Below are 11281 nucleotides of genomic sequence, written 5' to 3' on the forward strand. Positions count from 1 at the left end.
GGGCGGCGGGACGATGCGCTTGGCGCGCAGGTCCTTGATGACCAGCCGGGTGATGGCCTTGAGCGTGTCGAGCACCCCGCGGCCATTGGCGGCGGACGTCTCCAGCTCCGGGACACCCCGGGGGTTGAGCTCCTTGCGGAGCTCCTCCACGGGCAGCACGCCGTCCAGGTCCCGCTTGTTCCACTGCATCACCAGCGGGAAGCGGTCCAGGCGGATGCCGTGCTCGAAGAGGTTCTCCTCCAGGTTGGCCAGGGACTCGCGGTTGGCGTCCATGGCCTCCGGCTGCGAGTCCGCCACGAACACCACGCCGTCGGCGCCCTGGAGCACCAGCTTGCGGGTGGCGTTGTAGAAGACCTGTCCCGGCACGGTGTAGAGCGCCAGTCGCACGGAGCAATCGCCCACGCGCTCCACCTTCACGGGGAGGAAGTCGAAGAAGAGCGTCCGGTCCCCCTCCGTGGCGATGGACATCATCTCGCCGCGGTGTGCGGGGCGGACCGTCTCGTAGATCTTCCTCAGCGAGGTCGTCTTCCCGGAAAGGCCCGGTCCGTAGAAGACGATTTTCGCGGCCACTTCGCGGGCCATCACATTGACGCTGCTCACGGTGCCAGCTTACCTAGTCCGACTTGACACCTCGCGCCAGTTGACGACGAGACATTCACTCCAGGTCCGCGAGGTTCAGCGCTGGAGGGGAGGCCACGGCTCCAAGGCAGGCTCGCCAGGATGCGCGCCCGCAACGCCTCCGCGACGGCTCACGCCGCTTTCCGGAAAGGGAAATACGGCACGAACCGCACGAAACGGGATGACTCCGCTCGTGGGGGGCAGTCGCGGTGGTGAGACGCGCGTCATGCCCCCCTTCGAGCGAGAGGAACTCAAGCGGCCTTCGTCACCTTGCCCGCCTTGATGCAGCGGGTGCACGCGAGAACGCGCTGGGTGCTGCCCTGAACGCTGGCCCGAACCTTCTGGAGATTCGGCAGGGTCCGCTTCTTGGTCTTGTTGTTCGCGTGGCTGACGTTGTTACCCACCAGCGGACGCTTGCCACACAAGTCACACTTCCACGCCATGACCTCTAACTCCTTGAAAACTGGGGCGTTGGACGCCTGCCGATTAAAAGAGCGGCGGAAACTGCCAGAGAACGGCCCGGAAATCCAGCCTTAGATCCAGGATCAGCCCTTGAGCGGATCCTTCTTCTTCAACATGTCCTGGACCAGCCGCGCGGCCCGGATGCCCGAGAGCAGCTCGCCTTCCAGCCCCAGACCGGGGAGGACCTCGCGGTTGGCGAGCAGGATGTTCTTGGCCGGCGTGCGCTGGGCCAGGCCCGTGACGCCCAGGAAGGCTTCTGATTCGAAGCTGAACAAGGGGTGCGGCATCAGCCGGCTGCCACGGACCCCGCCGGCGTCCAGGTAGGGGGCCGAGCGCAGCACGCGGTGCTGGGCGGTGAAGGGCATCAGCGCGTCCAGGTGCTCGTCGATGCGCGTCGCCACGCCCTGCAGGTGCTCCTCGCCCAGGTCCCGCGCCGAGGCCGGGACGAAGGCGCCGGCGCACACCACGCGCAGCCCCTCCGTCGCCTTGGCCTCCTTGCCGCCGTGCGCCGCTGTCGCGCGCGCGGGGTGGACCTGGATCAGCACGGGTCCCAGCTCCGCGTCGCCCGTGTCCAGCAGGGCCAGCTCCCCCAGGCCGCGAGGCAGCGCCGACTCCGGCACCACCCAGTTCACGGTGAAGAGCAGGGCCTTGGTGTCGGACTGGTCCAGGTGCTCCAGCAGCCCGCGGTGGTGCTTCTTGTCCGTCACCAGCCGCCGCAGCGCGCCCGCGTCCGTGGCCGCCACCAGGCAGGACGCGCGGTACATCGTGTCCGAGCGCATCAGCTTCATGCCCGCGAACTTGCTGCCGTCGAAGGCCAGCTCCTCCACGATGAAGCCCGCCGGGTTGTCGCGCCCGAGCACGTCTCCGCCCAGCTCCGCCACGCGGCGGGTGAGCACCTCGCGCAGGCCTTCGTGGCCGCCGGGGAAGTAGGAGGGGGTCGACAGCACCTGGGACATGGCCCGCGTCAGCGCCAGGGGCGCCTCCGGACGGTCCAGGTGGGTGACGAAGGGCAGCAGTCCCCGCACCAGGGACACCGGCGCGCTGTCTCCCGTGAGCCGGGGCGGCGTCTCCAGACCCGGATGCGCCCGGATGAGCTTCTTCAGGCCCCAGCCCTCGAAGAAGCCGTCCGGCGGCAGGGCGGGGCCCGCCTTGAAGAAGGCATCACTGGCTTCATGCTGCGCGGCGGCGCCGGCCAGGGTGCCCAGCAGGGCGTCGCCTTCCTCGCCCAGCTCGCGCGTCACCTCGGCCTTGCGGCGGGCGGCATCACCATGGAGGTCCATGCGGCTGCGGGACATGAGGAGCTGCAGCTCCGGCGCGTGGGGCCGCAGCGTGCGCTGGACGTTGGCGTTGAGGCCCAGCTCCGTGAGGGCCTCCTCCACCGCGGGCATGGCCTTGAGCGGCGGAGCGACGAAGGGGGCGTAGGGGAGCACGTAGCCGCCGTGCTCGTACCCCGGCCCCATGCCGTCGTGCTCCACCAGCAGGACGCGGTGGTTGCGCTTCGCCAGGAGGGCCGCCGCGAGCGCGCCGCCCAGCTGACTGCCGAGCACGATGACGTCGTAGACATGCCGGGACGGCCCGGCGGGAAGCTTGAGCTTGGCAGAGGACGTCGCCATGAGGCGGGCAACACTACACAACGTGCCCGCCGCTGGCGCCCTTTTCACCACGGCGCGCCCGCGAGGGGCGGGTCAGCGGGCCTGGGCGCTGAAGAGGCGCTGCTCCAGCTCGGGCGGCAGCTCGGTGAAGTCCTGGATCACCCAGTGCGCGCCGGCCTCGCGGAGGTCGGCTTCCGGCGCGGCGGTGGTCAGCCCCACCACCGTCATGCCGGCTTCGCGGGCGGACATGATGCCCAGGACCGCGTCCTCGAAGGCGAGGCACTCGGTGGGGGCCACGCCCAGCGCCTTGGCGGCGGCCAGGAAGATGTCCGGGGCGGGCTTGCCGCGCGTCACCTGTTCGGCGCCGACGATGCTCGCGAAGAGGGGCCGGATGCCGAGCCCGTCCAGCACCAGCTCGCGGTTGCCCTGGGGCGCGGCGGTGGCGATGGCCGCTGGGACGTGGGCCTCCCGCAGGCGCTGGATGAAGGCCTCCGCGCCCTGGTGCAGCTTCAGGTGCGGGCGGTACAGGGTGCGGTAGTGGTGCTCCTTCTCCTCGGCGATGCGCTCCACTTCCTCCGGGGCCACCGGGCGGCCGAGCAGCTCGGGGATGATCTCCTCGTTCTTCTTGCCGGCGAAGCGGCTCTGGAAGTCGCCGGCGGTCAGCGGCAAGCCCCGCTTCCGAGCGAACGAGACCCAGGCCTCGTTGTGGAACTGCATGTTGTCGACGAGGGTGCCGTCCATGTCGAAGACGACGGCACGCAGGGGCGCCAGTGCGGAGGTCATGCGTTCCCCATAGCGCGTCCGTCCCCGAGGTGGGCCAATGAATCCACCCAAGGGGTTGCTCGCCTGATATCCCCGGCGCCATGACGGACGACCTTCTGCTCGAGACGCGTGGCGCGGTAGGCGTGGTGACCCTGAACCGGCCCAAGGCCCTGAACGCGCTGAACCTGGGCATGTGCCGCAAGCTGCACCCGGCGCTCGACGCCTGGGCGGCGGACCCGGCCATCCAGGCCGTCGTCATCCGGGGCGCTGGCGGCCGGGCCTTCTGCGCGGGTGGAGACGTGCGCGCGGTGGCGCTGTCGGTGGGGGATGCGTCCGTTGAAGAGAAGGAGCGGGTGTCTCGCGAGTTCTTCCGCGCCGAGTACGGGCTGAACCACCGCATCCACTATTTCGGCAAGCCGTTCATCGCGCTGGTGGACGGCGTCTGCATGGGGGGCGGGCTCGGCCTGTCGATTCACGGCACCCACCGGGTCGTCACCGAGAAGCTGGTGCTGGCCATGCCGGAGACGGCCATTGGGTTCTTCCCGGACGTGGGCGGCGGCTGGTTCCTGCCGCGCTTCCCGGGTGAGTCGGGCACGTACCTGGGCCTCACGGGCGCCCGGTGCGACGCGGCGGACGCGATGTGGCTGGGCTACGCCACGCACCACGTGGAGTCCGCGCGGCTGGACGCGGTGCTGGACGCGCTGGTGAGCGCGCCCTGGGGCACCGGCGCGGCGAGCACGGTGGTGGACACGGTGCTGGCAGGCTTCCACGCGGACGCGGGCACGTCGCCGCTGGGCGTGCAGCACGCGGCCATCGACCGGTGCTTCGCGGCCGAGCGCGTGGACGACATCCAGCAGGCGCTGGAGGTGGAGGGCACGCCGTGGGCCCAGGAGACGTGGGCCACGTTGCTCCACATGTGCCCGGCCAGCCTGAAGGTGACGCTGCGCCAGCTCCGGATGGGGCGCACCCGCGACTACGTCGAGATGGCCAACGTGGAGTACCGGCTCAGCCAGTCGATGACGGCGCGGCCGGACTTCCGCGAGGGCATCCGCGCGGTGCTCGTGGACAAGGACAACAAGCCGCACTGGCAGCCCACCACGCTGGCGGAGGTCACCGAAGACATGGTGGAGGCGCTCTTCGCGCCGCTGCCTCATGACACGTGGACGGTGCCGGCGCGTCGCGGGTAGGGGCTGTCGCTAGAGGTCCTCGTCGCCGAGGACGGTGATGCCCTCCGCGCGAAGCAGCGCCGTGGTGATGCCTTCGCCCGCGCGGAGCTGGCCGGACTCGTAGACCCGCTGGCTTCCGCACGACGGGCTCTTCTCCTTCAGCAGCGCCACCGTCGCGCCGAAGCGCCGGGCCGCGTCGAGCGCGAGCCGGGCGCCCCGTTGGAAGGGCTCCGTCCGGTCGATGCCCGCGGCGCGCTCGACAGCGGTGGCCCGCCCGGCCCAGACGTCCACCCCCGTGCCGCCGCGCAGGTCCACGGGCGGGCGTGGCACGGGCAGGCCCGAGCCCACCTCCGGGCATACGGGGACGACGTCCTTGTCCTCCAGCGCCGCGAGGACGCGCTCGGAGCGCTGGCAGCGGCCGTCGTACCGGCAGGCCTCGCCCAGCAGACAGGCGCTGACCAGCACCACGCGGGCTTCCCGGAGCGCGGCGACGCGCTCGTCGCGTGAGGGAAGGGCGCGCTCGCTCACGCCGGGTCGACCGTCGCGCCGGGATTGCGCAGCGCCAGCGCGTCCACCGTGGCTCGCGCTTCCACGCGCGTGCGCGCCGCGTCCAGCGTCACCTTGCCCGTCACCGCCAGCCGCACGGCCAGCGGGTAGAGCCGGTGCTCCTCCGCGAGGATGCGCGAGCTCAGCGCCTTCTCGTCGTCATCCGGCAGCACCGGCACGGCCGCCTGCGCGATGATGGGCCCCGTGTCGGTGCCCGCGTCCACGAAGTGAACCGTGCACCCGGCCACCTTCACGCCGCGCTCCAGCGCCTGTCGCGGCGCATGCAGGCCCGGGAAGGCCGGCAGCAGCGACGGGTGGATGTTCAGCACCCGCCCCGCGTAGTGGCCCAGGAAGTCCGCGCTCAACAAGCGCATGAACCCCGCCAGGCACACCCACTCCACGTTCGCCGCGCGCAGCGCGTCCAGCAGGGCCTGCTCGAAGTCCGCCTTCGTCGCGTGGGCCTTGTGGTCCACCACCGTGGCCGTCACCCTCGCCTGGCGCGCCCGATCCAGGGCGAAGGCGGTGGAGACGTTGGACACCACGCAGGCCACCTCGGCGGGGAAGTCCGCGCGCGCGCAGGCCTCCAGCAGCGCCTGGAGGTTGCTCCCGCTGCCGGACACGAGCACGCCCAGCCGGACCCGCTGGCCGCTCATGGGTCGATGACCGCCGTGGCCTCGCCCTGGCCCGCCTCCACGCGGCCGACCTCGAAGGCCCGCGCGCCCCGGCCGCTCAGCACGCTCAGCGCCTGGGCGACGTCTTCCTTCGCCACGACGAGGATGAGCCCCAGGCCCATATTGAACGTGCTGAACATCTCGTCGCGGGCCACGCTCCCCAGCTTCGCGATGAGGTCGAAGATGGGCGGCTTGGGCCACGTCTTCTCGCTCAGCACCGCGCGCGTGCCGTCCGGCAGGCAGCGGGGCAGGTTGCCCGGAATGCCGCTGCCGGTGATGTGCGCCAGGCCCTTCACCTTCACCGCCTGGAGCAGCGCCAGCACGTCCTTCACGTAGATGCGCGTGGGCTCCAGCAGCGCGTCCACCAGCGGCCGGTCCAGGCCCTCGGGCGTCGCGTCCAGGGCCAGCTTCCCGTCGTCCAGCAGCACCTTGCGCGCCAGCGAGTAGCCGTTGCTGTGCAGGCCGGAGGAGGGGAGCCCGATGAGCGCGTCACCCGGCGCCACGCGCTTGCCATCAATGATGGCGGCGCGCTCCACCACGCCCACGCAGAAGCCCGCGAGGTCGTATTCGCCGCGCGCGTAGAAGCCCGGCATCTCCGCTGTCTCGCCGCCCAGCAGGGCGCAGCCGGCCTGCTCGCAGCCCAGGGCGATGCCCTTCACCACCTCGGCGGCGTCGTCGACCTCCAGGCGCCCGGTGGCGAAGTAGTCGAGGAAGAAGAGGGGCTCGGCGCCGCAGGTGAGGATGTCGTTCACCGACATGGCCACCAGGTCGATGCCCACCGTCCCATGGCGTCCGGCGGCGAAGGCCACCTTCAGCTTGGTGCCCACCCCGTCCGTGCCGGCCACCAGCACCGGCTGCTGGTACTTGCCGGGTGGCAGGGCGAACAGGCCGCCGAATCCACCCACTCCGCCCATGACTTCAGGGCGCAGGGTGCGCGCGGCATGGGGCTTGATGCGCTCGACGAACGCGTCGCCGGCCTCGATGTCTACTCCGGACTGCTTGTAGGTCGTTCCCACGGGCGGCCTTCTACCCGGCCCCCGCGCCGGTGTCTCGCGTGGCGTGGCGGGTATCCCACCGTCGCGCACAGAAAAGGGAATTTGACCCGGCGAGTGTGGGCTGATTGACTCCTTTCCAGGATGGGCGCTGAGGAAACCCTTTTTCAACGTTTCGGCAAGGAGTTCCCCCAGGGCACCGAGCTCTTCCGCGAGGGAGAGGCCGGCAAGGAGATGTTCGTCATCCAAGCGGGACGGGTGGCCATCTCCAAGCGAGTCCGTGACGTCGAGAAGGTGCTCGCCGTCCTGGGCCCCGGTGAGTTCTTCGGGGAGATGGCCATCATCTCCAACAAGCCGCGCAATGCCTCGGCCACGGTCAACGAGGACGCGAGGCTGCTGGTCATCGACCCCAAGACGTTCGAGGGGATGATCCGCGGCAACGCGGAGATCGCCGTCCGGATGATCAAGAAGCTGGCGGAGCGCCTCTCCGAGGCGGACGCCCAGCTTGAGAACCTGCTGCACAACGACCCGGCCAGCCGGGTGGTGCACCGGATTCTCCAGGCCTGCCAGCACCGGGGCCGTCCCCTGGACGAGGGCGTGGAGATCGACTTCGCGGTGCGGGAGCTGCCGCGCCAGATTGGCGTGGGCGAGCCCGCGGTCCGCGCCGTGGTGGACCGGCTGGAGCGTTCCGGTCTGGTCGAGCGGGACGGGGACCGGATGACCGTGCCGGACACGGGCAAGCTGCACGACTTCCTCCAATACCTGGAGATGAAGTGGAAGTTCGGAGACCTCTAGCGTGAAGCTGCGAGTCCTCGGCTGCCACGGCGGCGAGCTGCCCACCTGCAAGAGCACCTGCTTCCTCGTCGATGACGTGCTGGCGCTCGATGCGGGGGCGCTCACGGGGACGTTGTCGCTGGACGAGCTGTGCCGCGTGGACCACGTCCTGGTGGGGCACAGCCACTTCGACCATGTGAAGGACCTGCCGCTGATGGCGGACCTGGTCATCGGCCGGCGCGACACCCCGGTCACCATCCACGCCTCGCGCGAGTGCGCCCGGGCCCTGCGCGACAACATGTTCAACAACGCGCTCTGGCCGGACTTCACCCGCATCCCGACGAAGCGCCAGCCCGTACTGCAGATCAAGACGTTCCGGGCCGGGAGCAGCTTCCAGGTGGGCCCCTACACCGTGCGAAGCGTGCCGGTGAGCCACCCCGTGGAGTCGTGTGGCTTCATCATCTCCAACGGCAAGAGCGCCCTGGCGATGAGCGGCGACACCGGCCCCACGGACAAGCTGTGGAAGGCGCTGAACGAGACGAAGAACCTCAAGGCGCTGCTGCTGGAGACGTCCTTCCCCAACAAGCTCCAGTCGCTGGCCGACATCTCCGGCCACCTCACGCCACACACGCTGGGCCTGGAACTCCAGAAGTTCGAGCGCAACGGCGCCTCGGTGCTGCTGTACCACCTCAAGCCCGCCTTCGTGGCGCAGCTCAAGAAGGAGCTGGCCGAGCTGCCAGTGGACGTGCTGGAGCTGGGCGATACCTTCGAGCTGTAGACGCGTCGCGCCACACGGAGGGGTTGACGGCCGAAAGCGGCCGGATTAACCCCGCCCACCCCATGGCCTGGTTTTCGAAGAAGCCGCGCATCGCCGTCGACACCGAACCGCAAGCCGAGCCCCGCCCGTCCCGCATGGAGGGCCTGTGGGCGAAGTGCGAGACGTGCGATGAGATCATCTACCGCCAGGAGTTGGAGAAGAACTGGATGGTGTGTCCGCACTGCGAGCACCACCACTACTGGGCGGCGCGCGCGCGGCTGGCGGCGACGCTGGACCCGGACAGCTTCGAGGAGTTCGACAAGGAGCTGGAGCCGCAGGACCCGCTCGGGTTCAGTGACTCGAAGAAGTACAAGGACCGGCTGAAGTCCTCCCGGAAGAACCTGGGCGAGCCGGATGCCTTCATCTCCGGCGTGGGCCGCATCCAGGGCCACCAGGTGTCGGTGGGCTGCTTCGTCTTCGAGTTCATGGGGGGCTCCATGGGCTCGGTGGTGGGTGAGAAGGTGGCCCGCGTCTTCGAGCGCGCGCACGAGCTGAAGTGCTCCGCCATCATCTTCTCCGCGTCGGGCGGCGCGCGCATGCAGGAGGGCATCTTCTCCCTCATGCAGATGGCCAAGACGTCGGCGGCCATCGCCCGCTTCCGCACCGGCACGCGGCCGTACATCTCCGTGCTGCTCAACCCCACCACCGGCGGCGTCGCCGCGTCCTTCTCGTGGCTGGGCGACGTCATCCTCGCCGAGCCCAAGGCCCTCATCGGGTTCGCCGGGCCGCGCGTCATCGAGCAGACCATCCGCCAGAAGCTGCCGGAGGGCTTCCAGCGCTCCGAGTTCCTGCTGGACCACGGGATGATTGACGCCATCGTCCACCGCAAGGACCTGCGGGCGAAGCTGGGGCAGATCCTGGGGCTGCTGGGCTGAGCCCGCCCCGGACGCCGGAGGAGGCGCTGGCCTTCTTCACCAGGCTCAACCCCTCCGGCATCAAGCTGGGGTTGGAGCGCGTGCAGGAGGCCCTGGCCGCCCTGGGCCACCCGGAGCGGCGGTATCCGGCGCTCCACGTCGCCGGGACGAACGGGAAGGGCAGCACCTGCGCGATGACCGCGGCGGCGCTTCATGCCGCCGGGCACCGCGTGGGCCTCTACACGTCCCCGCACCTGGTGCGCGTCAACGAGCGCATCCGCGTGGACAGCGAGGACATCTCCGACGCGGACTTCGGTCTGCGCATCCTGGAGGTGCTGGAGCGCTACCCCAGCGCCGTGTCCTCGCCCATGACGTACTTCGAGTTCGGCACCGTGGTGGCCCTGTGGCACTTCGCCCAGGTCCGCGTGGACGTGGCCGTGCTGGAGACGGGCCTGGGCGGCCGGCTGGACGCCACCACCGCCGCCAGCCCGGTGGTGACGGCGATCACCCCCGTGTCCTTCGACCACATGGAGTACCTGGGCGACACGCTGGCGGCCATCGCCGGCGAGAAGGCGGGCATCCTCAAGCCCGGTGTGCCGTGTGTCGTCGCGCGGCAGGCCCCAGAGGCCCTGGAGGCCATCCTCCGCAAGGCCGAGGACGTCGGAGCGCCGGTGCGGCTGGAGGGGCGTGACTTCGCGGGCGCGCGTGAGCACGACGGTGGCCTGTCGTACCGCGGGGCGACCTGGTCCCTGGAGGGGCTGTCCGTCGCGCTGCGGGGGCCCCATCAGCGGCAGAACGCGGCGGTGGCGCTCGCTTGCCTGGAGGCCCTGCAGGAGCGCCGCGTCACCGTCCCGCCCGAGGCCGCGCGTGCCGGCCTGGCGTCGGCGTGCTGGCCGGGGCGCCTGGAGGAGGTCGGGCAGCGGCCCGCCCTCCTGCTGGACGGCGCCCACAACCCAGCGGGCGTGGAGGTGCTGCTCGCGTCGCTGGGAGACCTCTACCCGGGGCGTCGCATCCACCTCGTCTTCGGCGTGGTGGGGGACAAGGACCGGGGACCGATGCTGCGAGCGCTGCTGCCCGCGTGCGCCTCGGTGCAGCTCACGCCGCTGGAGACGCCTCGCTCGCTGCCTCCCGAGGCCTACCTGGCGGAGGCGCGCGCGTTGTGCGCGGACGTGACTGCCTGGCCGGACGCGGACGCGGCCCTCGCCGCGGCGCGCGAGCGGGCAGCCTCGGACGACCTCGTCCTTTGTACAGGTTCACTGTTCCTTGTCGGGATGATGAAAGCCCGCCTGTATCGAAACCTTGGCGCGATGCATCAGCCGCCGTAGATTCTAGGCATGCGCCTGCCGGACTGGAGAGCCGCCGCGACATCGGGGCCGCCCATCCCCTCCATCGACGAAGTCGACTTCAGGGCGCTTTACTCGAAGACGAAGTACGTCGTGGAGACGGCGGACGGCTGGTCGCTGGTCATCACCCGCTACCGTCCGGTGAAGCAGCCTTTCGCGCAACCGTTGTTTGGTGAGCCCCTGCTGCTGGTGCACGGTTTCTCACAGAACCGGCACACCTGGACCAGCGGGCAGTTCGTCAAGAACCTGCTCTTCTTCGGGGTGGACATCCACATCCTGGAGCTGCGGGGGCACGGCAAGAGCTCCATCGCGTTCCAGAAGGAGCGGGCCGACCGCTTCAAGCGCCCCCTGCCGCCGGACATCGACTACGGCTGGGACATCGACAGCTACTTCCTCTACGACCTGCCCGCGGCGGTCTCCGGCGTGAAGCGCATCACCCGGCGCGAGCGCATTTTCTACTGCGGCCACTCCATGGGCGGGATGCTGGGCTACGGCTACGCCGGCATCCACAATGACTTCGAGGGCCTCATTACCATCGGCTCTCCGGCGGACCTGGGCCGCGGCTTCATGCTGCTGCGCCTGGTGGCGCACGGCGCGCCCCTGCTGGTCGGGATGATCGACCTGACGCTCGCCAGCCTCAACGTGAGCGGCAAGGTGGAGGGGGCGGGGCGCTCGCTGCTCGCG

At 70.3% G+C, this 11281-nt stretch carries 13 protein-coding genes; 6 read left to right on the top strand and 7 right to left on the bottom strand.

Annotated features, from left to right (window positions below):
* The 4 genes from G4D87_RS24190 to G4D87_RS24205 all read right to left on the bottom strand — a co-directional run.
* The coding region (locus tag G4D87_RS24190; protein WP_371928588.1) for a GTP-binding protein at nt 1-600 on the bottom strand (600 nt) is incomplete at its 3' end.
* A 269-nt stretch (nt 601-869) separates the two neighbouring features.
* Nucleotides 870-1061: a 50S ribosomal protein L28 gene (gene rpmB, locus G4D87_RS24195; RefSeq protein WP_163784574.1), complete on the bottom strand. Its 192-nt coding sequence runs from the start codon at nt 1059-1061 to the stop codon at nt 870-872.
* Nucleotides 1062-1163: 102 nt separating this feature from the next.
* Entirely contained in the window at nt 1164-2693 is a 1530-nt protein-coding gene (locus tag G4D87_RS24200; protein ID WP_163784575.1) for an NAD(P)-binding protein, read from the bottom strand.
* Between the two features lie 72 nt (nt 2694-2765).
* Nucleotides 2766-3455 carry an HAD family hydrolase gene (locus G4D87_RS24205; RefSeq protein ID WP_163784576.1) on the bottom strand — a complete coding sequence of 230 codons (690 nt, stop codon included), beginning with the start codon at nt 3453-3455 and terminating at the stop codon, nt 2766-2768.
* Between the two features lie 80 nt (nt 3456-3535).
* On the opposite strand from G4D87_RS24205, the gene G4D87_RS24210 reads away from it, so the two are divergent.
* Nucleotides 3536-4621, top strand: coding sequence for an enoyl-CoA hydratase/isomerase family protein (locus G4D87_RS24210; RefSeq protein WP_163784577.1), 1086 nt, complete (start codon nt 3536-3538; stop codon nt 4619-4621).
* Nucleotides 4622-4630: 9 nt separating this feature from the next.
* Here G4D87_RS24210 and G4D87_RS24215 read toward each other — a convergent pair whose 3' ends face one another.
* The 3 genes from G4D87_RS24215 to purM are packed head-to-tail and all read right to left on the bottom strand — an operon-like array spanning nt 4631 to nt 6833.
* Nucleotides 4631-5128 carry a 2-thiouracil desulfurase family protein gene (locus G4D87_RS24215; protein WP_240358550.1) on the bottom strand — a complete coding sequence of 166 codons (498 nt, stop codon included), beginning with the start codon at nt 5126-5128 and terminating at the stop codon, nt 4631-4633.
* Complete coding sequence (purN, locus tag G4D87_RS24220) at nt 5125-5799, bottom strand: phosphoribosylglycinamide formyltransferase (protein ID WP_163784578.1); 675 nt, start codon at nt 5797-5799, stop codon at nt 5125-5127. The genes G4D87_RS24215 and purN overlap by 4 nt, the downstream gene beginning before the upstream one ends.
* Complete coding sequence (gene purM, locus G4D87_RS24225) at nt 5796-6833, bottom strand: phosphoribosylformylglycinamidine cyclo-ligase (protein WP_163784579.1); 1038 nt, start codon at nt 6831-6833, stop codon at nt 5796-5798. The genes purN and purM overlap by 4 nt, the downstream gene beginning before the upstream one ends.
* A 120-nt stretch (nt 6834-6953) precedes the next feature.
* On the opposite strand from purM, the gene G4D87_RS24230 reads away from it, so the two are divergent.
* From G4D87_RS24230 to G4D87_RS24250, 5 genes are all read left to right on the top strand, one after another.
* Nucleotides 6954-7604, top strand: a complete 651-nt coding sequence (locus G4D87_RS24230) for a Crp/Fnr family transcriptional regulator (RefSeq protein WP_163784580.1) — start codon at nt 6954-6956, stop codon at nt 7602-7604.
* Between the two features lies 1 nt (nt 7605).
* A complete protein-coding gene (locus tag G4D87_RS24235; protein ID WP_163784581.1) occupies nt 7606-8361 on the top strand; it encodes an MBL fold metallo-hydrolase in 756 nt (251 codons plus the stop codon).
* 62 nt (nt 8362-8423) lie between these two features.
* Nucleotides 8424-9275, top strand: coding sequence for an acetyl-CoA carboxylase, carboxyltransferase subunit beta (gene accD / locus G4D87_RS24240; protein WP_163784582.1), 852 nt, complete (start codon nt 8424-8426; stop codon nt 9273-9275).
* A gap of 71 nt (nt 9276-9346) precedes the next feature.
* Complete coding sequence (locus G4D87_RS24245; protein ID WP_163784583.1) at nt 9347-10579, top strand: bifunctional folylpolyglutamate synthase/dihydrofolate synthase; 1233 nt, start codon at nt 9347-9349, stop codon at nt 10577-10579.
* Nucleotides 10580-10588: 9 nt separating this feature from the next.
* On the top strand, nt 10589-11281 hold a 693-nt coding region (locus tag G4D87_RS24250; RefSeq protein ID WP_163784584.1), incomplete at its 3' end, for an alpha/beta hydrolase.

Source organism: Myxococcus vastator (genome assembly GCF_010894475.1).
In the GTDB taxonomy this organism is placed as follows: domain Bacteria; phylum Myxococcota; class Myxococcia; order Myxococcales; family Myxococcaceae; genus Myxococcus; species Myxococcus vastator.